General features: G+C 33.6%; 22 protein-coding genes. 8 read left to right on the top strand and 14 right to left on the bottom strand.

What is annotated here, in order from left to right:
* Nucleotides 1–29 precede the first annotated feature (29 nt).
* The 5 genes from ACFFLS_RS24660 (at nucleotide 30) to ACFFLS_RS24640 (ending at nucleotide 7,572) form a co-directional block, all read left to right on the top strand.
* On the top strand, nucleotides 30–1,781 hold the full coding sequence (locus ACFFLS_RS24660; RefSeq protein WP_379682617.1) for a tellurite resistance TerB C-terminal domain-containing protein: 1,752 nt from the start codon (nucleotides 30–32) through the stop codon (nucleotides 1,779–1,781).
* Nucleotides 1,778–3,091, top strand: a complete 1,314-nt coding sequence (locus ACFFLS_RS24655; protein ID WP_379682616.1) for an ATP-binding protein — start codon at nucleotides 1,778–1,780, stop codon at nucleotides 3,089–3,091. The genes ACFFLS_RS24660 and ACFFLS_RS24655 overlap by 4 nt, the downstream gene beginning before the upstream one ends.
* The gene (locus ACFFLS_RS24650; protein WP_379682615.1) at nucleotides 3,091–5,220 is read left to right on the top strand and encodes a DEAD/DEAH box helicase; all 2,130 of its coding nucleotides are present in this window, start codon (nucleotides 3,091–3,093) and stop codon (nucleotides 5,218–5,220) included. The genes ACFFLS_RS24655 and ACFFLS_RS24650 overlap by 1 nt, the downstream gene beginning before the upstream one ends.
* 160 nt (nucleotides 5,221–5,380) lie before the next feature.
* Entirely contained in the window at nucleotides 5,381–6,571 is a 1,191-nt protein-coding gene (locus ACFFLS_RS24645) for an MFS transporter (RefSeq protein WP_379682614.1), read from the top strand.
* A gap of 179 nt (nucleotides 6,572–6,750) precedes the next feature.
* Nucleotides 6,751–7,572 (top strand): phospholipase A, encoded by an 822-nt coding sequence (locus tag ACFFLS_RS24640; RefSeq protein WP_379682613.1) that lies wholly within the window; start codon nucleotides 6,751–6,753, stop codon nucleotides 7,570–7,572.
* 52 nt (nucleotides 7,573–7,624) lie between these two features.
* Here the strand turns inward: ACFFLS_RS24640 and ACFFLS_RS24635 are convergent, their stop codons facing one another.
* The 8 genes from ACFFLS_RS24635 to nadA form a co-directional block, all read right to left on the bottom strand.
* Nucleotides 7,625–8,839, bottom strand: coding sequence for a hypothetical protein (locus ACFFLS_RS24635; RefSeq protein WP_379682612.1), 1,215 nt, complete (start codon nucleotides 8,837–8,839; stop codon nucleotides 7,625–7,627).
* A gap of 47 nt (nucleotides 8,840–8,886) precedes the next feature.
* Nucleotides 8,887–11,313, bottom strand: coding sequence for a TonB-dependent receptor (locus ACFFLS_RS24630; RefSeq protein WP_379682611.1), 2,427 nt, complete (start codon nucleotides 11,311–11,313; stop codon nucleotides 8,887–8,889).
* 5 nt (nucleotides 11,314–11,318) lie between these two features.
* A complete protein-coding gene (locus ACFFLS_RS24625; RefSeq protein ID WP_379682610.1) occupies nucleotides 11,319–11,795 on the bottom strand; it encodes a DUF4625 domain-containing protein in 477 nt (158 codons plus the stop codon).
* 28 nt (nucleotides 11,796–11,823) lie between these two features.
* Complete coding sequence (locus tag ACFFLS_RS24620; protein ID WP_379682609.1) at nucleotides 11,824–12,753, bottom strand: DUF4625 domain-containing protein; 930 nt, start codon at nucleotides 12,751–12,753, stop codon at nucleotides 11,824–11,826.
* A 404-nt stretch (nucleotides 12,754–13,157) separates the two neighbouring features.
* Nucleotides 13,158–13,472: a hypothetical protein gene (locus ACFFLS_RS24615; protein ID WP_379682608.1), complete on the bottom strand. Its 315-nt coding sequence runs from the start codon at nucleotides 13,470–13,472 to the stop codon at nucleotides 13,158–13,160.
* 195 nt (nucleotides 13,473–13,667) lie between these two features.
* Nucleotides 13,668–14,114: a copper resistance protein CopD gene (locus tag ACFFLS_RS24610; protein ID WP_379682607.1), complete on the bottom strand. Its 447-nt coding sequence runs from the start codon at nucleotides 14,112–14,114 to the stop codon at nucleotides 13,668–13,670.
* A gap of 36 nt (nucleotides 14,115–14,150) precedes the next feature.
* Nucleotides 14,151–15,692: an L-aspartate oxidase gene (gene nadB, locus ACFFLS_RS24605; protein WP_379682606.1), complete on the bottom strand. Its 1,542-nt coding sequence runs from the start codon at nucleotides 15,690–15,692 to the stop codon at nucleotides 14,151–14,153.
* Nucleotides 15,693–15,694: 2 nt separating this feature from the next.
* Entirely contained in the window at nucleotides 15,695–16,627 is a 933-nt protein-coding gene (gene nadA, locus ACFFLS_RS24600) for a quinolinate synthase NadA (RefSeq protein ID WP_379682605.1), read from the bottom strand.
* 280 nt (nucleotides 16,628–16,907) lie between these two features.
* Here nadA and ACFFLS_RS24595 point away from each other — a divergent pair, with 280 nt between their 5' ends.
* Together ACFFLS_RS24595 and ACFFLS_RS24590 are read left to right on the top strand one after the other, a co-directional pair.
* Nucleotides 16,908–18,011, top strand: coding sequence for a fatty acid desaturase family protein (locus ACFFLS_RS24595; RefSeq protein ID WP_379689717.1), 1,104 nt, complete (start codon nucleotides 16,908–16,910; stop codon nucleotides 18,009–18,011).
* A 147-nt stretch (nucleotides 18,012–18,158) separates the two neighbouring features.
* A complete protein-coding gene (locus ACFFLS_RS24590; RefSeq protein ID WP_379689715.1) occupies nucleotides 18,159–18,674 on the top strand; it encodes a hypothetical protein in 516 nt (171 codons plus the stop codon).
* Here ACFFLS_RS24590 and ACFFLS_RS24585 read toward each other — a convergent pair.
* The 3 genes from ACFFLS_RS24585 to ACFFLS_RS24575 all read right to left on the bottom strand — a co-directional run bounded on the left by ACFFLS_RS24585 (nucleotide 18,657) and on the right by ACFFLS_RS24575 (nucleotide 21,682).
* On the bottom strand, nucleotides 18,657–19,205 hold the full coding sequence (locus tag ACFFLS_RS24585) for a hypothetical protein (protein ID WP_379682601.1): 549 nt from the start codon (nucleotides 19,203–19,205) through the stop codon (nucleotides 18,657–18,659). The two genes, ACFFLS_RS24590 and ACFFLS_RS24585, sit on opposite strands and share 18 nt — an antisense overlap.
* Before the next feature lie 41 nt (nucleotides 19,206–19,246).
* The gene (locus ACFFLS_RS24580) at nucleotides 19,247–20,995 is read right to left on the bottom strand and encodes a CocE/NonD family hydrolase (protein ID WP_379689712.1); all 1,749 of its coding nucleotides are present in this window, start codon (nucleotides 20,993–20,995) and stop codon (nucleotides 19,247–19,249) included.
* A gap of 126 nt (nucleotides 20,996–21,121) precedes the next feature.
* Nucleotides 21,122–21,682, bottom strand: coding sequence for a hypothetical protein (locus ACFFLS_RS24575; protein WP_379682598.1), 561 nt, complete (start codon nucleotides 21,680–21,682; stop codon nucleotides 21,122–21,124).
* An 82-nt stretch (nucleotides 21,683–21,764) separates the two neighbouring features.
* On the opposite strand from ACFFLS_RS24575, the gene ACFFLS_RS24570 reads away from it, so the two are divergent.
* Nucleotides 21,765–22,418 (top strand): M15 family metallopeptidase, encoded by a 654-nt coding sequence (locus tag ACFFLS_RS24570; protein WP_379682597.1) that lies wholly within the window; start codon nucleotides 21,765–21,767, stop codon nucleotides 22,416–22,418.
* On the opposite strand, the gene ACFFLS_RS24565 is transcribed toward ACFFLS_RS24570, so the two are convergent.
* From ACFFLS_RS24565 to ACFFLS_RS24555, 3 genes are read right to left on the bottom strand one after another with little or no spacing between them, the layout of a single operon-like run.
* Nucleotides 22,419–22,988: a hypothetical protein gene (locus ACFFLS_RS24565; protein ID WP_379682596.1), complete on the bottom strand. Its 570-nt coding sequence runs from the start codon at nucleotides 22,986–22,988 to the stop codon at nucleotides 22,419–22,421. It lies immediately after the preceding gene.
* A 3-nt stretch (nucleotides 22,989–22,991) separates the two neighbouring features.
* A complete protein-coding gene (locus tag ACFFLS_RS24560) occupies nucleotides 22,992–24,173 on the bottom strand; it encodes a THUMP-like domain-containing protein (RefSeq protein WP_379682595.1) in 1,182 nt (393 codons plus the stop codon).
* 2 nt (nucleotides 24,174–24,175) lie between these two features.
* Nucleotides 24,176–25,267, bottom strand: coding sequence for an AI-2E family transporter (locus ACFFLS_RS24555; RefSeq protein WP_379682594.1), 1,092 nt, complete (start codon nucleotides 25,265–25,267; stop codon nucleotides 24,176–24,178).
* Between the last annotated feature and the right edge of the window lie 25 nt (nucleotides 25,268–25,292).

The raw sequence follows: 25,292 nt of genomic DNA, 5'->3' as shown, positions 1-25,292 counted from the left end.
CTTAAGTGAATAAACAAAATTCATTGTATATGGATAATTCGGTTATAGATATTTCTGGGGAGTCTTATAATCTTTCAAATATTTCAAGAAACTCAAATGTTCCTTATTGGAGACATCAGCAAGTATATTCTTTTTCGGAAATAAATTCTGCTACTAACCAACAGAGAGTATTTTATAAAACGTTTAAATTTAATTTTTTAGGCGGTATTTATACAGACCTTGATGGGAACACTAATTATGCATTTGTTTTGCTTTTTGATCTTTTAAAAGAATTCGATAATCATAAAAATGTTGCTCGTTTAGAAAGAGAATTAAAAGAATTAAAAGTAAATTATCCTAAAACAAAAACGTATTGTGTTTCTCATTTTATTAAAAAATTAGAAGAACATAATTTAAGGGAAGAATCAGAAAGAATTCGCCGACAGGAAAATTACTATGATGATTATTCAGGATATGATCAACAGAAATTAGGATTTCAGTTTAGAGCCAAGTTAAATCTTAATGATGAAGATGCCGCTCTTTTAAATAAAATTTGGAATCCAGCTAATAACTTTTTTAATATTGAATTTTGTGCAATTGAGATTATCAAATTTTATTTGTCTGTAATTAAAAGATTAGATGAACGATGTAAAAAAGATTCTTCTTCTTTAAATGAAGAGCTTTCTAAAATAGCCGATACAATTGCACAAAAACATTATAATTACAAACCTGGCAGCAGTAATTATAAATATTCTAAAGATACGGTAGTAGGCGAATTGCATTCTAATATTTTTAAGTACTGTGAAAATACTGTTCGAGACAGTTTTGGGCATAAAAGAAAACTGAATACAGATTTACAATACATTTCAAATACTGTAAAAGAAGAATACGAAGAACGAATAATTACTAGGTTAAATAAAGTAGTACAAATTTATGCTCCTACAATCAATGATCCTGATGAAAGTACAGATTATGAGCTTAATATTCAAAATACTACTCGTTGGAAAATTAAATTTGATGAATTTACAAATAAGTTTAATAAAGATTCAGAGAAGTTTATAAATCAGATTATTAGTCTTGGGGTTTCAAATCGAGATAATCCATCGGTTGAGAATGTTTTTTACGATGCATCAAAGTTTATCGCTGTACATAATAAAGAAGCAGCGCTTACATTGTACGTTTATTATATTCATTATTATTTAAAATCGGTAAAATTTGATCATAAACCACTGGGTTTAGCTGTTCAGAAAACTTTGTTTAAAAATGGTGATCAGTTTGACGATTTTCAAGCTGTAATCAATCAATTTATACAAGATAAAGATTTAGAAAAAGCTTTAAAGGCTGTACAAAATGTTTATACGGCTAGACGAAAAAAAATTCAATTGGATAGAGATGCTATTCAACAAGTTCATGAAAAACATTCGGGAACGGTTGAACTTCTTAACGAATATCTTAGAGATGAAGATGAACATGAAGATTTAAAAACAGAATTGGTCATTAATCCGGAACTAGAGAAGCAGGTTGTTTCTAAAAACAACAGCATTGATGTATCTCTTTATGACAGCTTACTCAATTTTACAAAAATACAGCAAGATATTCTTGATTCTTTTTCGAAGGCAAATTTTTCTGTTCTTCAGACAGATTTTGAAGCTTTCGCAAAATCAAAAGGGATGTTTAAAAACCAATTGATAGAAAGTATTAATGAAATATGCTACGAGACATTAGATGATGTTTTAATTGAAGAAGAAGATGATTTTTATATTATTAACGAAAACTACTATAACCGAATTTTAGCAAAATGACAGAAAACATAAAACCTAAAGAAGCCACAGCAATTATTAATTCGTTAATTGGAGGTGTTGTTCCTAAAATTGGTGTACAACATATCACAGTGGGACGCTCTGAAGAAATTGATGCCGTTGTGAGTGCATTAGAAGATGTAAAAAACGGACACAGTATGGTTAAATTTTGGATTGGTGATTTCGGATCCGGAAAATCATTTATGTTACACTTGCTAAATACTGTGGCGCTAAAACAAAAGTTTGTGGTGGCAAATGCAGATTTTACGCCAGATAACAGACTTTATTCCAATGATGGAAAAGGAGTAGCACTCTATGCCGCTATTATGGACAATGTCGCTATTCAGACAAAACCAGAAGGCGGAGCATTGCCAACTTTAATGGAAAAATGGATAGAACAAATGGTTATGAAAACGGCAGAATCGAATAATATTCCATTAGAAAATATAAGAGAAGAACAATATTTGAGTCTTATTCAGAATAACATAATGAAGACCATCAACGAAATAACAGAAGTTGGAGGTTTTGATTTTGGAACGGTTGTGATGAAATATTATGAAGGTTATATCAAAGATGATGAACAATTAAGAAGAAATGCCTTAAAATGGTTAAAAGGAGAATATAATACCAAAACAGAAGCCAAACAAGATTTAGGCGTGAGAGAAATTATCAACGACCTAAATTATTATGATATGCTTAAAAACTTTACCAAATTGTTTGTAAGCATGGGATATAGCGGTTTTATGATCAATCTTGATGAGGCTATAAATCTTTATAAAATATCGGTTTCTGCAACGAGAGAAAAAAATTATGAAAAGATTCTGGCTATATATAATGATTGTTTTCAAGGAAAAGTAAGTAATCTTTTTTTCAATTTTGCAGGAACTAAAGAAGTGCTGGAAAATGAAAGAAGAGGTTTGTTTAGTTATCATGCTTTAAAATCACGTTTAGAAACCAATAAGTTTGAGACTGCAGAAATTAGAGATTTTGCACAGCCAGTAATTAAATTATTGCCACTTGATCATAACGAAATTTTTGTGCTTTTAATAAAGCTTAAAGCAATCTTTGATTATAATTACAAAATAGCTACAAATGTTTCTGATGATGATATTCAGAACTTCATGGAAGAAATGTTTAATAAGCCAGGAGCTTCAGAATTTTTAACGCCTAGAGAAGTTATTAGAGATTTTTTAAATATTCTAAACATACTAAGACAGAATCCTGATTTAGATAAAGCAAAACTATTTGGAGAGATTGAAATTTCTGATGAAAGGCCAGATACTGTTTTGATGGATAGCATAGAAGAATTATAATGTCATTTGAACTATTATCAGAACCCATCCGAAAATACATTCGTGACAAACGATGGGAACAATTGCGTCCCATTCAAAATGCAGCAATTTCAAGAGTTTTAACAACAGATAACCATTATATTTTGGTCTCTAGAACTGCTTCGGGAAAAACTGAAGCTGCTTTTCTGCCTATTTTATCTCAGGTTAATTTTAATGAAAAAGGGGTTCAGGTTCTCTATATTTCGCCTCTTATTGCATTAATAAATGATCAGTTTTACAGAGTAGAAGAATTGTGCAAAAACTTAGAAGTTAATGTTGTTAAATGGCACGGAGAGGCCAATAAATCTTCAAAAGATAAATTAATAAAAGATCCGTCGGGAGTAGTTTTAATAACACCGGAATCTTTAGAAGCGATGTTTGCCAATAAACCCTACAATGTAAAGCATCTTTTTGCAAATCTTAAATTTGTTGTTATTGATGAGATACATTCGTTTATTGGTTCAGATAGAGGCGTTCAGCTTAAATCTATATTGTCTCGATTACAAGATATAAATGAAAAAGAATATAGAGTCATTGGTTTGTCAGCAACACTTGGAGATTATAGCGAAGCAAAAAAGTTTACTGGTGATAGTCTCAAAACTATAGTTTTAAGAGATAGTACAGCAAAAGATATAGAAGCAAAATTTAAATTTTTCAAAAGTACTGGCGCTGAATTACCACTAGATCTATTAAAGGATTTATATCTTGAAACAAAAGACAGTAAAGTTCTTATTTTTCCTAATAGTCGTGGATTAGCAGAAGAAGTAGCTGTTAAACTCAAGAAAATATCTGAAAAGGTAAAAGGACATACGAATTATTTTTCTCATCATTCTTCTGTAGATAAAGAAGTTAGAGAATATGTCGAGTATTTTGCAAAGAACAATAAAAGACAAAGTTTCTGTATTTCATGCACTTCAACTCTCGAACTCGGTATTGATATTGGTTCGGTTGATCAAGTGGTGCAAATTGATGCTACAAATAGCATTGCGTCATTGATTCAAAGAATTGGAAGGAGCGGTAGAAGAGAAGGAGCAAAAAGTCTTCTTTATTTATATGCTACTGATCAATGGAGTTTATTGCAATCACTGGCTTGTTGGGAATTGTACAAAGAAGGATTTATTGAACCTAAAGAATCAATGAGTTTTGCATATGATCTTTTGTTACATCAGGCCTTATCAATTACAAAAGGTCATGCAGGAATTAAGTTAAGTGATTTGATTAGCCAGTTGAAGAAAAATTTTACTTTTAATGAAATTGAAGTTCAAGATATTCAACAAATTTTGGATTATTTGATTACCATTGATTTGTTGGAAAAGATTAATGATGAGGTCATAATAGGTGTTGAAGGCGAAAAAATAGTCAATAATCGTGATTTTTATAGCGCCTTTACTATTGAAGATAATTTAAAAGTTATAAATGCAGGTAATAAAATTGGAGAAATTCCTTGGAGTCCACAAATTATTGAGGATGAAAATATTTTATTAGCAGCTAAAATTTGGAAAATTAAATTTGTTGATTTAAAGGCCAAAAAAATAGAAGTCATTCCAGCAAAGGATGGTAAAAAAACTAAATTCTCTGGAGGTGGAGGGATAGTACATCAAGCAGTCAGAAATAAAATGTTTGAAATTTTATACAATAATATGCTTTTTGATGAACTTAATGAAGAAGCTTCTAATCAGTTGCAGGAAATGAGAGGTGATTTTTCTGTTTTTGATGTACAAAATTCTGAATCTGAAAGAATATTATTGATTTCAGAAAAAGATATTTCATTTTATACTTTTACAGGAACAAGAATAAATAGAACATTGGAATTTCTTTTTAGTATTAATGAAATAAATTATGTTTTAAACGACCATACAAGTTCGTTTCGAATCAAAAATACGAAAGAAGAATTTTTATTGAAATTAGAGAATATTTGCTCAAATATTAAAGGTATTGATGAAGTAATTACTCAAAAACTTGAAGAAGCCCCAGATACTTTGCAGGTTTCAAAATGGGGGATTTATTTGCCTGTTAAATATCAGATAGAAAAGATGAAGCAAAGCTATTTTGATGTAAAACAAACTCAAGATTTTTTACTTAGTCTAACTAGAATTGTAAATAATTTGTAAAGTTTAGTTTTACAGTTCGCTTTAAAATTTAAAGGATTTATATTAATCATTAAGAGAAAAGGCATTTGAAGATATAAATATATTATCGGGAATTTTAAAAGCCGATAGGCAAAAAGAAACCTATCTTTGCGGCCTTAATTTTATACTATTCTAAAAGTTAATGTCACAAGAAAAGAAATCCATTTATACCCTTCAATTCATTTTGCTTTGCATGAGTTCGCTTTTGTTCTCTTCAAGTTTTAATATGATTATCCCAGAACTTCCTAGTTATTTAAGCAGTTTGGGTGGTGCAGAGTATAAAGGATTCATTATTTCATTGTTTACCCTAACAGCAGCGATATCTCGGCCTTTTAGCGGAAAACTGACCGATAAATGGGGACGTGTTCCTGTAATGGCAGTTGGATCTGTTGTATGTTTGATCTGCGGATTTTTGTATCCGATTTTGAGTTCAGTTTCTGGATTTTTATTTTTACGTTTAGTCCATGGCTTTTCAACGGGTTTTAAGCCAACGGCAACTTCTGCGTATGTAGCCGATATTATTCCGCAGGAGCGTTGGGGTGAAGCTTTAGGAATGCATGGATTGTGTTTCAGTATCGGTGGAGCATTAGGGCCTGCACTCGGTGGAATGGTGGTAAATGCCTACGGAATTGACGTTATGTTTTATAGTTCGTCTTTTCTTGCCTTTTTATCGATTGTTATTGTAATGAACATGAAAGAAACATTAGAAGTAAAAGAAAAACTACATAAATCGATGTTTTATATTGGCAGAAAAGATATTATAGACATTGGAGCACTTCCCGCGGGAATAATTACTTTTTTCTCTTATACGGCTTTTGGATTAATACTTACTTTAATTCCTGACTGGAGTGAACATCTTGGAGCGCAAAATAAAGGAGTCTTTTTTACGGCCTTTACAATTGCTTCGGTTTTAGTTCGGTTCGGAGCCGGAAAAGTTTCCGATAGACACGGAAGAACAAATGTTATTTTTGTTGGTCTACTTATTACATCAATAGCATTATTTACAATTAGCGAAGGAACAACTATTACAGTTTTATTAGCAGGTGCTTCGATTTACGGAATTGGAACTGGTATTTTATCACCCGCCATCAATGCTTGGACAATTGATTTGAGTAACCCGCAGCATCGCGGAAAAGCGATTGCAACAATGTATATTTCGATGGAGTTAGGAATAGGTCTTGGCGCTTTGCTTGGAGGAAGTTATTACAGCGATCAAATAAATCGTATTCCGCAAATCATAAAAGCAGATATTCTGGTTCTGTTTTTAGGGATTCTATATCTCACTTATTGGAAAAGGAAATCTGCTAAAAAGCAAAATGCCGTGAGCAAATAGCTTTCAAACAATGAAAAAATGCTTTAAGGACAGCATTATCTCATAGAATTTGAAGTACATAGAAAGAAAAAAATAGGTTTAAAAGGATAAAAAAACCGGTTTTAAACTTTTTATTGATTCATAAAATAGTGTAACTTAGTGTAAAAGGCTTATAAACAACGTCAAATTTTATACTAAAAATGCACTCTAAATACCTATTATTTTTTCTCATTTTATTTTCAATCCAATCCAATTCGCAAATTGTAGAGGATAAGAAAAATTTCCGAGCCGCAGATTCTCTATTAAAGGAAAACAGCTTTTCTGTTCATCGTGATAATTACTTTTTGACTGGTATTCCGCTTGATGAGGATATTACCAGAAATACTGCCGATGTAAAATATCAAGTCAGTTTTAAACTTCGATTGCGATCAAAACCCTTATGGGGCGGTTTTTTCCCTTACTTAATGTACACTCAAAAAGCATTTTGGGATATTTATGCCAATTCAAAACCGTTTTCGGAAATTAATTTTAATCCGGGAGTTGCCATTGTTCGTCCGTTTTATCTAAAAGGAGGAAGGCTGACTTACGGAACAGTTTCATTAGAACACGAATCAAACGGTAGAGATTCAATTTATTCCAGAACATGGAACATGCTGGCATTTTCATTAAAATCGCAAATTTCCCCAAGATGGACTGTTGGATTAAGAGGTTGGATTCCGCTTGTTGATAAAGACGATAATCCTGGACTTACGAAATATGTAGGTTATGGTGAAGCGAGCGCCACTTATTTGATAAAACCAGGACGTTGGAGTGCAGATGTTCTCTTTAGAAAGGGAAGCGGTCTTATAAATTATGGATCGCTTCAGACACAATTAAACTGGCGTCCGTACAAAAACGAAAACTATTACCTTACACTTCAATGGTTTGTCGGTTATACCGAAAGTTTGATTGATTATCAAGAACATAAAAGTATGATTCGTTTAGGTTTTACAATCAAACCTGAAAATATGGGAATTTTTTAAAAACAAAAGGCATACTTAAATCGTATGCCTTTTTTGTGTTTCAATAAAAAAATTAATGGCTTTTACTGTTTTCAAATCCTAGAATCGTAATGGTGTAAGGAGTTGCAGAAACTTTTATTCTCTTAGCAATTTTCATGTCAGTTAGGTTAAGTTGCAATAATTCGCCAGTTGCAGGAGAAGTGATATAAGCAAAATTCTCTGTTAGCTGAATTTGTGGTTTTGAAGCCGCATCGGTCGCAGTTTCAGAAATCACTTTTGCTTCTTTTTCTGCTTGCAAGCTGTTTAGACTGCATAATTTGAATTCGCCTGAATGCAACAAAATGCCTAGTTTGCTTTTGTCGTAACTTGTTTTACACTGCATAATAGAAGTGTTTTTCAAAATCGGATTAATCGTTTGGTTTACAACATCAATCAGGTAAGCACCTTTTGCAGCAGTGTATCCAACGAATTTTCCTTTAGAAGCAGTTTCCAAGATTGTGCCGAACCAAGCCGTTCCAAAATCTTCTGGAAATGCAATAAGCTTTTGTTTTCCGTTGCTTTCAACAACCAAAACGCCGCTTGCAGATCCGAATACTGCGTAAGTTCCGTCTGATGCATTTCCGTGTATTCCTTTTGTAGAAAGTGCAGCATCAAAAAGCGTTTTTCCTGTATTATCAATAACTTTTACTTTTTCAGGAAGTGTTCCTGCAACCGTGTTATCTTTTTCGGTAATCGCATAAGTTCCGTTTGAAAAAGAAGCCATTGCACCATGATGCGCCAAAAGACCAGCATTGATTGTTTTGAATTTAGCTCCAGCTGTATTGATTTCTGATTCTTTAGCAACAGAAAGAGTTCCGTCTCCATCATTAAAAGTTAACAATTCTCCTATTTTGCTTTTAAAATGAGTAGGAAGAAGAGATTGCCCTGTCAAGGCGCCAAACTTTGGAAGTCCGTCTACATCAACGTGATCTCCATGGCTTTCAAGTCCAGTGTCAAAAGTTTCGACTGTATTGTCTGCACGATGAATAATTCCGGCATATCGCCCTGATTCTGTTGTGTAAAGAGAAGATTTTGCAAATTTTGCATTAAAAGAAGCCGTCGTTGCTTCAAATGGATTTACCAATGTCAGTTCGTTTGTTTTTTCATCAGAAAGCAAAACCCTGATGTGTTTGTATTCTAAGAGAGCTTCTTCTGGAATTTCAGTAGTATTGTCGTCATCGTTGTTGCAGGAAACTGCGAATAAAGATAAGACAGCTACGTAAATCAGTTTGAAATAATTGTTTTTCATTGTTATGGATGTTAAATTAATATTTGTATTTATTGATTTTGAATGAATTAGTTGCTTAATAAAAATGGAAGCCTAAGCGATAGAATGATGTTTCTGCCGGCTTCAGGAAGTTCAATCAACCTGTAAAAGCTCGTGTGATTGAGATATCTGGTATTGAACAGATTTTGAACTTGAAGGCTGAGAATCAAATCTTGTTTTCCGGATCTGATTTTAGTTCCTAATCCGAGATTTATGACATTGCTCGCGTTGGTTTTTTTCTCGGGCGGCACAATTTGATTTTGTGGCGCGGTGTATCGGTAATCCAAGGAAAGATAAGTGTCTCTTAAATTTTTGATTTCCGGATTGTATGTCATTCCAAACAAAACAGAAGCGGGAGGAGAAAAGGGTAGCGTATAACCTTTTTTGCTTCCCGATAGCTGTTCAGAATAAAGATATTCAGCTAGAATCTCAACGCTTATTTGCCGTAGTACTTGATAACGAGTCTGCAACTCGCCACCATAGCGCATCACTTTACTTTGCTGATATTCAAAAACCTGATTTCCTGCGCCGTAGTAAATATCATGCTGCGAAGTAGGATTCAGATAAATGTAATTCGGGAAATAATTAAAAAACGGACTCAGTTGTACGGACCATTTAGAAGCTTGCCATTCCATTCCTAAATCCAGTTGATAAGAACGCTCTGGATTTAAGTCCGAATTCCCTTTTTCAAATCTGAAATAATGATAGTTTACTCCATTTGAAGCCAATTCTTTGGCAATTGGCATTCTAAAACTAGTTCCCAGATTGGTTTTCAATGTTAATGATCCAGGATTGTAATTGACTCCTGCAGACCAGTTAAAACTGCTGAACTGCCTCGTTAGATCTTCCGAACGTTTTAAAAATTCCTGAGTTGTCTGGCCATTTTCTGAAATTTCGCTTGGAAACCAGTCCATATATTCTTTGATTTTGATTTGACCATAGTCTGCGCGTACTGCTCCATGAAGCAACCAAAAATCATTGAGTTGCCATTTATCATACACAAAAATGCCACTGTTGAACTGTTTAAAGGCAGGAATCAAAAAACTCCATCCGTTTATGGTATTCTCCTGTTTTTCGGCATTGGCTCCAATTGTGATTTGATGTTTGTTCAGATAAAAATGATCTTTAACGGCAATAGAAAATACCTCTTTGTCGTACTGTCTTTCCAAGTCTTGAGGGGCGTACATCTCGTCAGGATAAATTGGAGGCATATAACCGTGATTAACATAATGACTCCATTCACGGCGAAAGTTTTTCTGAAAACCGATTTGAGTTTCCCATTGATGATTTCCTAATTCAAATGAAGTTGTATTACTGATTTTATGATGCGTCACTTCCTGAAAAGGCATTAAAATATCTCTGCTCGATTTATCATGAAGATTGGTATCAACATTTCGGGGTTCAAGTCCGTGTGCATTGGCAAAAAAACCGCTTTTGGTATAAACACGGCTGAGATACACTATTGATTTGAATTTTTCGCTTATGAAACCTGTGCTACCATGCAAATCAAATTCACGACCCGCTGTATTCCGTAACTGATTTTTGTGCAAGCGCACCGCATAATTGTATACATGTACGGTGTCGGTAGGAACACGGTAATCTCCGTAATCCATAACGGTCATTCTAGTATCGAAAAACCATTTTTCTTTACGTCCAAAAAGATTGACCGATCCTCCAAATTGTTCATTGTTGCTTTTTCCAGTAAAATCAATGTTTCCGCCCAAAACATTTTTGGCAGGCTGGTGAATAGGTTTTATGTTTACCGCCCCGCCAATAGCGTCTGAACCGTACATGAAAGAAGACGGACCTTTGATAATCTCTACACGGTTTACTGCATATTGGTCAATTTCGAGGCCGTGATCTGCTCCCCATTGCTGACCTTCATGTTTGATTCCGTTTTCGACAACAATTACCTGATTAAAACCGAGTCCGCGGATCAATGGTTTAGAACCGCCAGATCCAATAGAAATAGTCTTTACACCTGGCAAACGCTGTAAGGATTGCATAAGACTGCCACCAAGATTACGTTGTATAAAACTGCTGTTTACGGTTTCAATATTTAGTGATTCTTCCTTTTTTCGTCGACCTTCATAACTCTCGGAAACAATCACTTCTTGTAATTCTTTTACTTCTGAAATCAAAAAAATATTTGGAATAATAACAGCGCTTTTTTCCAGTTTTAACTTCATTTCATAGACAGCATAACCCGAAAAACGGACGGTTAATTTCGTAGCGTTTTTCGGAATCCCATTTAAAATGAAACCGCCGTCTTTATCTGTAATCGTGCTGATTTTAGCAGGAAAAACAGTAACCGAAGCACCTTCGAGAGGCTTACGTTCATTAGAAAATACAGTTCCAGACAAACGAACAGATTGTGCCACAGTTTTTGAAGCAGATATAAGAGAGAAAAGCACTAAACAGAAAGTCAGCAATCGGATTGATTTATTTTTCGGCATTAAATCTATTCTATAATTTTTATACTTAAACCTTTAATCGTCTGCCAGCCTTCTTTATCCGTCAAGCGAATCATAAAATGATAATCACCAAGATCGATATCGGCAGGAATGTTTATTTCCTGAGTGGCTTCGTAACTTTTTTGTCCCGCGGGAATTGTTACAGAATTAATGTAAAGCATCGGATTTAAAGGCTTTTTGACCGGTTCTGCAATGCAATTGTTGACTTCGGTACTGTGTGTATGATGATCAAAATTATGATGAATGTCTAAGCTGTATGAACCGAGTTCTGCATTGTCGGTAAATCTTGCTCTGAAGGTTATTTTCTGACCACGTTTGATTTCACTGCACTGTATCGGGAATGCATTTGTAGTAGAATTGTCAATTACAGGGTATTCTTTGTCGGTTTCAGAAGAATCACTTTCGCATGACGAAATAAAAAATGTGCAAGCCAAAAGGCCTAGAAGGAATTTTAGAATTTTCATAAAAAGAGATTTTACAGTTTAAATGAGTTTACAATGAAACAGGAACATCTATAGCCTGCGAAAAATTGATGTTGTAAGTTGTGTTTTTATAAACTGCCAAATAAATATAATCTCCAGATGTCCAGGCTCTTGTTCCTGTAATGTCCTGCGGGTTAGGACTGTTGTTATCTTTTGCTGCACCAATTTTAAGCACCGGCATTTGCCTGATTACGTTAAAATTTCCATCGATAGGTGTGTTGGTAAATGTGCCGACTTCTGTCATGTTTTTATGTTCGTAAACATCGTAGACAATTACTTTATTGAAATCGATTTGATCAACACTTTCTGGTTTGTGTTTGGCATTTTTGTTTATTAAAAGCAGGTACATAATTCCGTCTCCTTTGACGCCGCTAATGCTAACCTGAGAAGAAAAAGTTTCGCCTGTTTTAAAACTAGCGCCTTCCTGATAGTATTTTCCTTTTCTAAAGAAAAAGCCATCGTTTTGGAACACATTAAAAACAGAAGCAGTTGGATTTACTGGAAGATTTCCTGCTTCATAAATGTTGAGGTTTTTCTTTACTTCGAGTGTAGTGCCGTTTTGGTCGGTTATAAGGATTATGAAATCGTATTTTCCTTCTGCAGCATCAGACGGAATATCAAAATGTTTGTGAATGGTTGTGTTTTTAGCTCCTGCATATTGCGGCCAGCTAATTTCGTGCGACCAGACTTTGCTGTACTTTTCGCCTGCAATCTGCTGTATTTTGATTTGTACGTTTTCAATTTTGTCTCCTGCGATAACTTCCGCATTAAAATGAAAATCTTCGCCAATAGTGCCAATTTCGTTATTGCCTAATCCAAGTTCGATTTTATCAATTGAAGGTTTAGCGGTTTCGTTTTCGGCAGGATTATCGTCATTATTACAGGCTGTAAATGCAAAAGCACTGACGAGAAAAGCGATTAGGATTTTTGTAGTTTTCATTTTGTCTGATTTGATTTTAATAATATTCATATGTATCAATTTGGGTTACGAATGAAGAAGGCAAGCATAGCAAAACTGGTGTCCTCTGATTTTTTTAGTAAAAACAAAAGGCATCAGCGGCTTGTTACGAGCACGATTTTTAATAAAGAAGTAAGGAAATATTCAATAAGAATACGATTCGATCAAAAGTGATGACCAGACATTGTTCTCAATAACTATGAAATAGACGTAAAATAGCGTAATCCGTTGTGAAACTGATTGCTTTTATTTAATGAGCTAGTAAATTTCCATTGAAAAAAATAGCTACTTAGACCCAATCCAACTTGCAGATTAGGATTTGAAAGCAATTTCTTTTTTTAATAAAAGACGGTACAGCTTATTTCAGAGCTAAATGAATATCGTGATTAAACTGTTGGAGGCGCACGAAGTGCAAATAATGAGCCTTTGAAAAAGGATGAAGATGATTTGAAGTAATAACAAATCTTAGATGAAATAGCTACAGCTTTGTAAAAGCTAAAAGAAACAAACGTAAAGGTACCAACAGGACTGAATTTGAAGTGACAAATCGCACACTCCTCATTTGAGTGGCTGTGTTTTTTGAACTCAGTTTTACCGCTGTGGTATTGTTTCGTGATTTTATGCGAAGAATCATGAGCTTGAATATGCTCGTAAGAATGGATAACCGGAAATAGTATCGCAAATACTACTACCAGTGGCATAAGAAGATTAATAAATTTTAATTTCTTTTTCATTCGAATGAATCAGTGCATAATTTTTAAGTATTGCAAATATAGAATACTTATTTGTAAACGCAACATTGTTTCATTAAAAATGTTTTTTTATTTTGATAAATGAAATGTCAACAGCCAGTTTAAGGCATTGTTTTTTAGAAATTCGTCATAATTATAAGTTCACTAAATTCCGCCATAGCGCATTGTCGAACCAAGAACAAGCATCGTTATTCCAATCAGGGTAACAGTTGTAATAATAATTGCCATTTTCCAGATTGCGTTTTTATCGAGATTCGGAAGAATAAAAAATTGTGCACAAACTGCACAGATAAAAGTCGCAAAAAGCAGCAACAGCTTAATCGAAATTGCTTTTTCAAAACCGGTTTTAAAATGAAACCAAGATTCGGCAGTTACTCCAAAATCATATGCCATCCAGATGCCTGTGATAATTAATAGTATGAGCGATGTCATCCCGAGTTTCTCAAATTTCTTTTCAAAATTTAAAATAATCTGCGGATTTTTCTCTTTCAAAGCTTGTGGAAGAAAGCAAACCAAAAGAAACAAATGCCCTCCAACCCAGATTGTGGCAGCCAAAAGATGAACTATCAGTACAAAGTGATGTAGTGTCATATTACATTTGTTTGAGTGGTTAAGAAAAAGTGTTTTTTATCCTTTGCACATTTCCTTTTTTTCAGCTTTGCATTGCATGATTATAATTAATGATGTGGTCAGCATGTTTGAAAACTCTATAAACGGAATTGTGATTTCATGAGGTTTTATGAGCGATAAAGCGCTATCATTAAGCGCTTTTATTTGTTCTGATACTAAATCGGCGTTGCGGTTTTCGCTTGTGTAAAAAGCCGTAACCAGCTGTTGCAATTCTTTTTTCAGAATGTCAAAAGCATAATAATCATTTAATTGTGGCAGTTTTGGGAATTTAGGAACTAATATTTTAGAAGAAAATTTGAATTTTGAAATCGTCTTTACGACATTTTCAGAAGCTTGATGAGCAAAAACCAAAGCTTCTAAAAGCGAATTTGAAGCCAAACGATTTTTTCCGTGCAAACCCGTTCTGGCACATTCGCCAACAGCATAAAGATTTTGAACAGTTGTAGTTCCGTTTTTGTCAACTTTTATGCCCCCGCATTGATAATGTGCCGCAGGAACTATCGGAATTAAATCTTTTTCTGGTTTGATTCCCAGTTGATTGCAGTGTGCAGTTATAACAGGAAATTGATTGTAGAAAGCGTTTCGGTCTAAATGTCTGCAATCTAAATACACATGATTTTTTGAACTTGACTGAAGCTCTCTGTTTATTGCATTCGAAACAACATCACGAGTCGCTAGTTCTGCTCGTGCATCATATTTAAAGAGAAATCTTTTACCATCCTCGTTTACAATATGCGCTCCAAAACCTCTTACAGCTTCAGAAATCAAAAACATCGGATTTTTTTCTCCTGCAGCCAAAGCCGTTGGATGAAACTGAATATATTCCATATCAGAAATTGTTGCGCCTGTGCGCGCCGCCATTGCGATTCCGTCTCCGGTTGCAATTTTCGGATTGGTTGTGTTTTCAAAAAGCTGACCGCATCCGCCTGTACAAAGCATAATGGTTCGAGTTCTGATGTATTTTATGGTATTGCGTTTTTTGTGGTAAAAGAAAGCGCCAGTACAAATAGTTTTGTTTTTTTTGATCTCGGTGCTAATGTCAAGTACCATATGATTTTCCAAAAGCTCAATATTAGGAAGTTCCTTTATAATTTTGAGTAATTTTTTCTCAATTTCCAGTCCAGAACTGTCTTTATGATGCAAGATACGATGCTGCGAATGACCACCTTCAAGACCAAGATTCCATTCTCCTTTTTCATTTTTATCAAAGGAAGTTCCAATTTCAACAAGTTCTTTTAATCGCTCGGGAGCTTGTTTCACTACCATATCTACAATTTCTAGATCACATAAGCCATCTCCCGATTGAAGAGTGTCTTTTATATGCTGTTCAAAACTGTCTTTTATATAGTCTGTCACCACAGCAATACCGCCTTGAGCAAGTTGCGTATTGGTGTTTTGAGCATTTTCTTTAGTCATTATAACAATAGACAAATCAGGACGTTTTTTGGCTGTTTTCATTGCAAAAAACAATCCTGAAATACCAGAACCTACAATAAGTATATCTGTCTTAAGCTTACTATTTTGATTTAGGTCTTGCATGGTTATGATAGTTCAAGCATTCTTTTGATCGGTTTTAGTGCTTTGGTTCTAAGTTCTTTAGAAACGGTCATTTCTGGACTTTCATTTTTAAGGCACAAATACAGTTTTTCAAGCGTATTCATTTTCATAAAAGCACATTCGCTGCAAGCGCAGGTATTGTCTTCTGTGGAAGGAGCCGGAATTAGCATCTTATCAGGTACGGCTTTTGAAAGTTCATGCAGTATCCCGGCCTCCGTAGCCACAATAAAAACATTAGTAGGATCTGTTTTTATAAAATTGATAATTCCCGAAGTAGAACCGATATAATGTGCCACTTTTAAAATATGGCTTTCAGATTCTGGATGCGCCGCAATCTTGGCGCTCGGGTTATTATTATAGATTTCAATGAGTTTGTCTAATGAAAAAGCTTCATGTACCACACACGAACCTTTCCATAAAACAAGTTCACGTTTGGTTTCCCTTTGAAGATAATTTCCCAAATTTTCATCGGGCGCAAATATGATTTTTTGGTCTAATGGTATCGAGTCTATTATTTTTTTTGCGTTTGCCGATGTACAAACCAAATCGCTCATTGCCTTTATTTCTGCCGAACAATTGATGTAGGTAATTACAATATGATCGGGATGTTGATTTTTAAAAACCTTAAAATCTTTTGGATGACAGCCATCAGCAAGCGAACATCCTGCTTCCCAATCCGGAAGCAGGACTTTTTTATCAGGATTTAGAATTTTAGCTGTTTCTGCCATAAAATGAACACCAGCAAAAACAATTATAGAAGCATCGGTGGTTTGCGCTTTTTTGGATAGTTCAAGACTGTCTCCGATAAAATCTGCAATTTCCTGAATATCTTGATCCTGATAATAATGCGCCAAGATTACAGCATTTTTTTCTCGTTTTAACCTGATGATTTCTTGTACTAAAAAGTTCTTGTTCATTTTTTGAATCTTAATTTACCGTTGCAACCGAAAAGTTATTTAAGACTTTTTCAGAAATACAATTGAGCGCTATAATTTACCGCGTAAATGTACCATCAGTATTTTTTTTAAATTATGATTTTAATCATACAGATTCATATTTTTTTATAGTTTATGGAATTTTCAAAAAGAAATAAATCTGTTCGAATGATTTGTTTTTTTTAAATGTAATATGTTGTAATGATGTGTTTTAACTTTTTTTAATTAAATTTGAAAGAACAATTTCTAGCCAAATAACTGTATGGAAAAATTAAAACGACCAGTTTACCTTAAACCTGGAGATGATGATTTTTTTAAGAAGATGCGTTTAGAAGTGAATGAAACGGTCTTAAATAACTCATCGTTGTATGTATTGAATGTTGTAAAGTCTTTGGGCCTCCTTGCTGTTTTCTTTTTATTTTACGCCTGTGTTTTATTATTTGGCAATCAGACTTATTTATTATTTTTCTTCTATATCTTATGCGGTATTACAATGATTGTGCTTTTTATTAATGCCTTTCATGATGCCGCTCATGGTGCATTATTTAAAAAACCGAAGCATAATAAATGGTTCCTTTATGTACTGGAACTTTTTGGAAGCAATCATTGGCTTTGGATGCGCCGTCATATTGGGTTGCATCATGCTTATCCAAATGTGCCCGATTGGGATGTAGACATCAAACAAAGCAACATAATACGAATTTTCCCCAATACTCCTTTACTGAGTTATCATAAGTACCAGCATATTTATATGTGGTTCATTTATCCGCTGTATAGTCTTAATTGGCTTTACATTCGTGATTTTAAGGATTTTTTTGGGAAGAAGGACAATTACGTTATGAAAGTCGTAGAAACAATTCCGAAGCCTGAAATTTACAGACTTTTTGCAGCAAAAATCATCAACCTTTTTTACCTGCTTTTTATTCCGATGTTGTACTTAAACCAGCCTTGGTATATAGTTCTTTTCGCTTGGCTGGCTATGCATATGTGCGGTAGTGCGCTCGGAGTTATTGCGCTAATTTCTACACATGTTGACGAAGATGCTAATTTTCCGCATGCCGATGAAGACGGAAATCTTTCTGCAACTTGGGCGAAACATCAAATGATTGTAACCAAAGATTTCAGTACCGAAAGCAAATTGGCTAATTTCTTGTACGGAGGTTTTACCCATCATATAGCACACCATCTTTTTCCAGCCGTGGGCCATACGTATTATCCTTACATCACGCCAATTATTAGACGTTATGCTGTTGAGTACGATCTTCCTTATACGTCATATCCTTTTTATCACGCCGTACGTTCTCACTTCCGAATGCTTAAAAATAAAGGGGTAAAGGAGAATGTTTTAAGGACGGGAGAGATTTGATTGATTTACGAGCGATCACTTTTAAAAGAATATGAATTCTAGATTTATGTAGAATGAATTTTGTATATTTTTGTTTGAAAAATAAAATTCAGAAATAAATCAGCTCAGGAGATTTGAGCTAAACTTTAGCTCAAAAACAAAAAAAGGATGAAAAAACAATCAAATCGAGGAAATGATAAAAATTTTATTCTTGCAATAAAAAACAGTGTTTTGCTTTTAGTATTGATCACTTATGGGTGTAATTTTTCTGATTATAATCTTGATGGAAATTGGAAGATTGTAAATTCAGAAATTTTCTTGACATCGAACATAGACGAAAAAGAAGAATTTTATAAATCCTGTTTTGATAAAAATATAATAATTGAAGGAGATGAAATTTATTTTCCTCTGCCTGATAACTGTTTCGATGTAAAAAGCAATATTAAAATTATCAACGAAAAAACTTGTAAAAGAAAAGAGCTTCCAATTAATAATCTAGAACGATTTTTTTCTAGTTTGGGATGGAGAAACGATGCAAATTCACAAAATAATGAGATAACCTATTTTGAAGGTCTTTTAAACAATGAAAAAGAACAAAAGAAAGTTTTGATTTTTAGAGTTGATGAAGTTAAAGTTGCAATTTATCAAGATCCGTATCTTTTAATGTTAAGAAAGAGCAAATAGATTTTTCATATTTGTGTTATTGGATTGGCCGGCTAGCTTCTGTCCTAATTTCCATATTTCAGTTTCCCATTTTTTCCATTCTTCTGTGCTCGGGTTGTTAACATTCAGGAATGAATCAATATTCTTAGAAATTATTCTAATTCTATATTTTACACCATCAAGAGTAATCGAATTATTGGCTTCAAATAAATTGAAATTGAACGATTTAATAATTTCATTAGAGGTGTTTAAGTCTTCTGTGAAATAAATTTCATGAGGACCATCGTTATTAAAAAGTAGTATTCCCTGCACCAACTTATCTTCATTAGAATATTGCCTGAATTTATTTTCTTTAAATTTAATTTGAAAAATACTTCCCCAACCAACAAATGAAAGAGACATTTCAACAATCCAGATGTATTCTATCGCAATCTCATTTTCTCTCCATCCTTTTTCATTTCGAATAATTTGAATGCCGGTTTTTAGTTCTGTAAGATTTAAATGAGACGCTATAGCATTTTCAATTTTTTGAAAATAATGGTAATCTTTCATCTTTTTCGTTATTTGTGGGGCTTTGTAACATTTTTTATTAATTATCTCAAAATTGGAATCTTCACAAAACTATCATTGTACCATTTAATTTTTAAAGGCTCTTGTGCATCTTTGATGGTTTCATCGCTGGCATCCTTTTCTGTTCCATAGTTTAATTGCGAAAACGGATTTTTATTCACATTTAGTGCTATTAAAATACGGCTTCCTTTGTTTAGTTGTTTGCTCACAAAATGAGTGTTTGTAAAAGCAATAGTTTCTATTTTGTTTGGTTCCAAAAGCTGTCTTTTCTCAATGTCTTTGGCATAACTGGCACGTCCAATATAATATGACAAATGAAAATATTCTCCATCTGGTGTAACTTCATAAAGCGTTACACCCAAATCAAGATCTTTTTTGTTGATGCTGAGTTTGATTTCGCCCCAAAAAGAACCGTTTACAATCAATGGTTCTGTCAGAGGTTCACTAATAAAAAAGTAACCGTCGTTTATGCTGACTTCTTTTCGTATAATTGGACTCGGATAATAGTTATTATTGCTCGTTTCTCTGTCTGCAAAATCAACATCTTGTGCTAAGAACTCTTTCTTTTTCGGTTTTTGGGAATCTGCAAGTTTAAAAGCCTGCGAAGAAACAGAAGTCAGATAAAAAGTCAGGTACTCATGATGCATTTTCTCGAATGACGAAGCACTTTTCCATTCATTTGCGCCCATCACTTCATAATTGATTTTGTTTTTTAAAATTTCAGGCTTTGGTCCATTTTCCAAAATATAATCAAACCATTGATAGGTTATTTTTTTAATATCAATCAAAGAAACAGAATCTACTTTATAGTCATTAACAACGGCTTCTCCGCCAACTTGTGTCCCAAAATGACCATAAGGACCAATAACCAAATAAAAAGGCGTTTTCGGACTGTATTTTTCGAGTTCTTTTAAATAATACAAACTCGAATTCTGAGAATCATTGTAATAGCCGTCAAAAGCTAGAACTGGAATATTTATTTTCGAAAAATCAGTTTTATAAGGAGCCATTTTTTGCCAGTAAGAATCAAACGAAGGATGGCTGATCCATTTCTGAAACCATCTGTTGGGCTCTCCGTCAATGCTGTCTAGTTTTTTGTAAGCGACGCCAGTTTCCCACCATCTAAACTGCATTCCTCTAAAACGCTGTCTATTATTTCCGGCAACCGTATCAAGATATTTATTGTTTCCGACATAAAAAGCCCATTCGTAATTTGGGTTTATAAAGACATTATTTTCCATCGGATGCCCCATTCCGGGTCTATTAGCCACTGCGGGAACAATTGTTTTAAGTGCCGGATGCATTTTTTTGCAGGCCGCCCATTGGGTAAATCCGTTATAACTGCCTCCATACATAGCCACGCGCCCGTCACACCATTTCTGTTTGCTGATCCAGTCAATTGCATCGTAAACGTCATTGCTTTCATTTTCATACGGATTGATTTCACCGCCTCCGAAGCGCTTTCCACGTGCATAAACAATTACTCCGACATAACCTTTATCGACCGATTCTTTTATGCTTTTAAGGTCGCGGCCTTTATCCCGAACGTATATAGTGTATTGAAGAATAACGGGCTTCAGATTTGCATCATCTTTTTTTCTGGCAACCATTGCAGATAAAAATATTCCATCGCGTGTCGGAATCATAATGCTGTCCTGAACATCGTAATCACTGTTTTTAGCTGCTATTTGCGCCGCTTTCGTCTGTTGTGCAGTAATAGAAACTGTTAGAAAAAGATTCAAAATCAGAAAATATAGTTTTATATTCTTCATTTATTGTTTTTAAATAATTGATGGATCTAAATTTGATTTTGAGGGAAATATAATAAAAAAAAGCGGTTTTAAAACCACTTTTTTAGTCAGAAAATTATTTTGTATATGAAAAACCAGAACGACCTTTTAGGTCTTTGATTTAAGATATTGAAGCGTTTTAATGATATTCGGAATGTCTTTGACTCTGGTTTCGGTCCAAAAATATTTATCCTCGTATTTAGAATTTTTCATAATGATTGTAAAAGTCTGGTTGTTGTTGTAAACATCAAATTTGAATTGGACTTCTTTGGAATTAAAAACGTACTGTACCGTTTTTTTAGAATTTGCTCCAGAATTCAAATTGGGAATGATATAATTTTCAAACCAAAAAAGAAGTTCTTGAATTTCGGAAGTTTCAATCCATGCGGTTTCTTTTGCGTATTGCGAAGGCCTATTTTGATGCTCTTTTGTTATAAATACACTTTCTAGCTCAAGACCTTCTGTTTTCTTGTTTTCTTTCAAATTAATAATTTCGCTGGGATAAAAAGTCACCGTTTCGCCAATTCCGGACTTAAAAACCGTTTTTTCATTCTCATTTTTATTGATTTGAACAGAAACAGATTCATTTATAAACTTTGAAGGTTCCGATTGTTGCTGCGAAATTCCGAGTAATGGAAAGAGAAGCATTAAGAAGATAGTTTTTTTCATTTGAATATCCATTTAGTTAAACAATTTATTATTCCTATATTTACTTTTTGAGAAAATTCCTTTATATAAAAAAGCTAATTTCATGCCGAAAGTCTCCAAGTTTTTGTTTTTATTAAGTTTCTTTTCAGCGTTGTTTTTATCAAATGCGCAAAATGAAACCTATTCAAATCCAGTAAAAAATCAAGTATCAGATACCAGTTTTGTCAATCTCAGCGATTACAGTAGTGATTTTATTTATGATATGAAATATGCCACCGAAGACAATTTTCTAAAAGCAAAAGTCTATGATTGTGCAGAATGTATGCTTCGTTTGAAAACAGTAAAAGCTTTGATTGCGGCAAATAAGGAGTTTTTGAAAAAAGGTTACCGAATCAAATTATATGATTGTTATCGTCCTTTGGATATTCAGAAAAAAATGTGGGAGATAGTTTCTAACCCAAAGTATGTTGCAGATCCAAAAAAAGGCTCCATCCACAATAGAGGAGGAGCCGTAGATATTTCGCTTGTAGATGCTGACGGTAAAGAGGTTGATATGGGAACTCCTTTTGATTTTTTTGGAATCGAGGCGGGACACAATTTCAAACAGTTGTCAAAAGAAATCCTTTCAAAAAGAGCTTATCTAAAAACGATAATGATCAAAAACGGATTCAATTCTTTTGATTCCGAATGGTGGCATTATAATTTAAAAACGGGTTTAAAAGATAAGGTTTCTAATGAAAAATGGTCTTGTCCGTAATTATTCAACACAACGGATATTCTTCATAAAATAAGTATCAGGATGATACACTTTTCCGTTCATTTCAGAAGTCAATTCGCTTTTCATGATATAATCTTCGATATCAGTTAGATATTTAATTCGAAGCATGGTAACCGGAGATTTTTTCAGTTCTTCAAAATTGTCTTTCATAAACATAAAAACGCCCGTATTCACACGGTTATTATATCCTTTTTCACCACCTTGAATAAGTGTGCCACAGTTTTCTTGATTGATGTGCATAAGAGAAACGATTTTCCCATTTTGCAGCTGGAGGAAAATTCTTGAATTCTTGTCAAAACAATTGGCTTTAATAAAATCCTTGCTTTTCTGAATCATCTGTACATTCAAAGTCGGTACACCGTCTGTTTGGGCAAGTGCAAAAAAAACATAGTTAAATGTTCCTCCAAAGTTTTTCTCGTTTACAAGGTATTCGTTGGTAATTTTGTAAGTTCCGATAGAATCGGTAACATTAGCACTGTATTCGCATGGTTTCTGAGCAAATGCAGTAAAAGTCAGCAAAAAAACAGTTAAGGTAATTAGTTGTTTCATTTCTTAGTTTATTTTGCTGCAAATTAAAACTATTTTGTTATCTTTTACATCAGTTGTAAAAAAACAATACAAATTCCCCCCATTTTTTATTTTCCATTTTTTTCGAATATTTTCAACGGTTTCTGGAAAATTTCGCGTTGTGATATTGGCTTGTTTGTTAGCAAATTCATTTTTCATTTCAGATTTGCTGTACGGAATCATTTTTTGGATTTCAAATCTCCTTCCAGGGAAATCGATTAAGGTTTCTGACGTGTACAAATGCGAATGTTTGTGAAGTTTGTCTATTTCAAAAAAGGAACTTATTTCTTCAAAACCGCCAGATTTCATTACTGCAGCATTAGGCTCGTAAAGATATTTTTGAGGAAGTGAATACGAAACGCAAGTACTGTCGTTTCCTAAGACAAACTCAAAATTCTCTGTTTTTTCCTTTAGAATATTAACGGTTTTGATGCTAACCTGACCTGAATAATTTTTGTGAATTTCAAAAAGAAGCTCTTTAACTTCATTATCCAAAGCAACGATATGAATGTTTTTAACGAATTTTAATTCTGATAAACCAGCAGAAATATCTAAAATCGGAGCAGTTTTGATTAAAATAGAATTGGCTTTTTCTAGATAAAAATCCAATAAATCGGGTACATTCGGCAGACAGTCTTTAAGCATAAAGACTTTTCCTTTGGCATCATTTCTACGCGAAGGATCAATGTAAATCCAATCCCATTTCGTTTCCGATTCATGCAGAATATTGATGGAATCTACTGGATAGCAAAAAATATTTTTACTCTGAAGCTGCTGAAAATTGTGTTTTACGATTTCTGATAATTCTTCGTTTATTTCACAGTGTGCAACCACTTTAAAGTTTTTAGCAAAATAATAATCGTCTACTCCAAATCCGCCAGTAAGATCGATTAATGTTTTGCCAGAAATCAAAGAAGACTTATAAGCAGCTGTTTTTTCAGATGAGGTCTGTTCTACAGAAATCTTGCTCGGAAAAATAATATTTGATGCCGTAAACCAAGTCGGAAGTTTGTCTTTCGCTTTAGATCTTGCTTCTATCTGATTTAAGATTGAAATCCATTCTACTTCAGGAAACGGATTTTTCTGAAGCGCCAATTTTGTAATGTCTGCACCCGTATTTTGAATTATAAATTCCTGAATATCTGGATGCAAAATGGATGTGTTCAAAGCTAAATTCTTTCGGTTAATACGGAGACAATTTTATTGTTAGGAAAAAATTCTTTTAAAATTACTTTAATTATTGTAAAAGCTGGTACGGCAATGATCATTCCGACAATTCCAAACGTGATACCGCTGATTAAGATAATTAAGAATATTTCTAACGGATGCGAATTTACGCTTTTTGAGGATATTATCGGTTGACTGATATTATTGTCAATTGCCTGAACAATTAGGAATCCTATAATTACATAAATTGTCTTTGGTAGGATTTCAGATTGAAAATCTTGCCCTATCATACTGATCATGGTTAAAATTCCCGCTAAAGTGGTTCCGATAATCGGTCCTAAATAAGGAATTACATTTAGAATAGCACATAAAAAAGCAATTACAAAAGCGTTTTTATTTCCAAAAATCAGTAATACAATAAGATAAAGAATAAAAACAACAATCAACTGCAAAAGCAAACCAACAAAATAGCGGGTCAAAAGATGGTTGATTTTCGTGATTGAATTCAAGATTTTATCTTCGTTGGAATCAGGAAGTATTCTTCTTGCTTGATCTTTAAAAATAATCTGATCTTTAATAAAAAAGAAAGTAATAAAAAATACCGATACCAATCCCATTCCCATGTCGGCCATAAAGTTTATAATCGAATTGATAAATCCAGTAAAGTAACTAAAATCTAATACCGATGTTAGCTTAGAATCTTTGATAACTTTATTTAAATCAATATGTTGAATGTTGAAATAATCTTCAAGATGTTTTTCTGTTTCCATAAATTTCGTCTGAAGATGAGCAGTATCTAATAAAGCCAGATTATTGGCTTGCGAAATGATAAGAGGAACAAATAATAGAATAAAACCCACAATGATGAAAATAAAAAGAATAATTGTTGTTGTGGCTGCCATAGAGTTGCTGAATTTCAGTTTGTTTTTTAAAAACAAAACCAGCGGATTTGCAATTAAGCACAGTATTAATGAAATACACAAATACACAATTACGGTTTGAATTTGATATAAAAAGTATAAAACGATACCAATTATTAAGATGGTTGCTAAAGCTCTTAAAATTCCGTTCGAAATAGTTTTTGAAGTGATCATGTTTAAAATTTAGAAATATAAATAT

The organism is Flavobacterium procerum, from assembly GCF_042431625.1.
Taxonomy (GTDB): domain Bacteria; phylum Bacteroidota; class Bacteroidia; order Flavobacteriales; family Flavobacteriaceae; genus Flavobacterium; species Flavobacterium procerum.
The sequence above is the reverse complement of the archived record's forward strand: the minus strand, read 5'-3'. Positions and strand labels throughout refer to the sequence as shown.

Coding starts and splice junctions, on each gene's coding strand:
- ACFFLS_RS24660 (WP_379682617.1), top strand. CDS start 30: ATGGATAATTCGGTTATAGATATTTCTGGGGAGTCTTATAATCTTTCA.
- ACFFLS_RS24655 (WP_379682616.1), top strand. CDS start 1,778: ATGACAGAAAACATAAAACCTAAAGAAGCCACAGCAATTATTAATTCG.
- ACFFLS_RS24650 (WP_379682615.1), top strand. CDS start 3,091: ATGTCATTTGAACTATTATCAGAACCCATCCGAAAATACATTCGTGAC.
- ACFFLS_RS24645 (WP_379682614.1), top strand. CDS start 5,381: ATGTCACAAGAAAAGAAATCCATTTATACCCTTCAATTCATTTTGCTT.
- ACFFLS_RS24640 (WP_379682613.1), top strand. CDS start 6,751: ATGCACTCTAAATACCTATTATTTTTTCTCATTTTATTTTCAATCCAA.
- ACFFLS_RS24635 (WP_379682612.1), bottom strand. CDS start 8,839: ATGAAAAACAATTATTTCAAACTGATTTACGTAGCTGTCTTATCTTTA.
- ACFFLS_RS24630 (WP_379682611.1), bottom strand. CDS start 11,313: ATGCCGAAAAATAAATCAATCCGATTGCTGACTTTCTGTTTAGTGCTT.
- ACFFLS_RS24625 (WP_379682610.1), bottom strand. CDS start 11,795: ATGAAAATTCTAAAATTCCTTCTAGGCCTTTTGGCTTGCACATTTTTT.
- ACFFLS_RS24620 (WP_379682609.1), bottom strand. CDS start 12,753: ATGAAAACTACAAAAATCCTAATCGCTTTTCTCGTCAGTGCTTTTGCA.
- ACFFLS_RS24615 (WP_379682608.1), bottom strand. CDS start 13,472: ATGCCACTGGTAGTAGTATTTGCGATACTATTTCCGGTTATCCATTCT.
- ACFFLS_RS24610 (WP_379682607.1), bottom strand. CDS start 14,114: ATGACACTACATCACTTTGTACTGATAGTTCATCTTTTGGCTGCCACA.
- nadB (WP_379682606.1), bottom strand. CDS start 15,692: ATGCAAGACCTAAATCAAAATAGTAAGCTTAAGACAGATATACTTATT.
- nadA (WP_379682605.1), bottom strand. CDS start 16,627: ATGAACAAGAACTTTTTAGTACAAGAAATCATCAGGTTAAAACGAGAA.
- ACFFLS_RS24595 (WP_379689717.1), top strand. CDS start 16,908: ATGGAAAAATTAAAACGACCAGTTTACCTTAAACCTGGAGATGATGAT.
- ACFFLS_RS24590 (WP_379689715.1), top strand. CDS start 18,159: ATGAAAAAACAATCAAATCGAGGAAATGATAAAAATTTTATTCTTGCA.
- ACFFLS_RS24585 (WP_379682601.1), bottom strand. CDS start 19,205: ATGAAAGATTACCATTATTTTCAAAAAATTGAAAATGCTATAGCGTCT.
- ACFFLS_RS24580 (WP_379689712.1), bottom strand. CDS start 20,995: ATGAAGAATATAAAACTATATTTTCTGATTTTGAATCTTTTTCTAACA.
- ACFFLS_RS24575 (WP_379682598.1), bottom strand. CDS start 21,682: ATGAAAAAAACTATCTTCTTAATGCTTCTCTTTCCATTACTCGGAATT.
- ACFFLS_RS24570 (WP_379682597.1), top strand. CDS start 21,765: ATGCCGAAAGTCTCCAAGTTTTTGTTTTTATTAAGTTTCTTTTCAGCG.
- ACFFLS_RS24565 (WP_379682596.1), bottom strand. CDS start 22,988: ATGAAACAACTAATTACCTTAACTGTTTTTTTGCTGACTTTTACTGCA.
- ACFFLS_RS24555 (WP_379682594.1), bottom strand. CDS start 25,267: ATGATCACTTCAAAAACTATTTCGAACGGAATTTTAAGAGCTTTAGCA.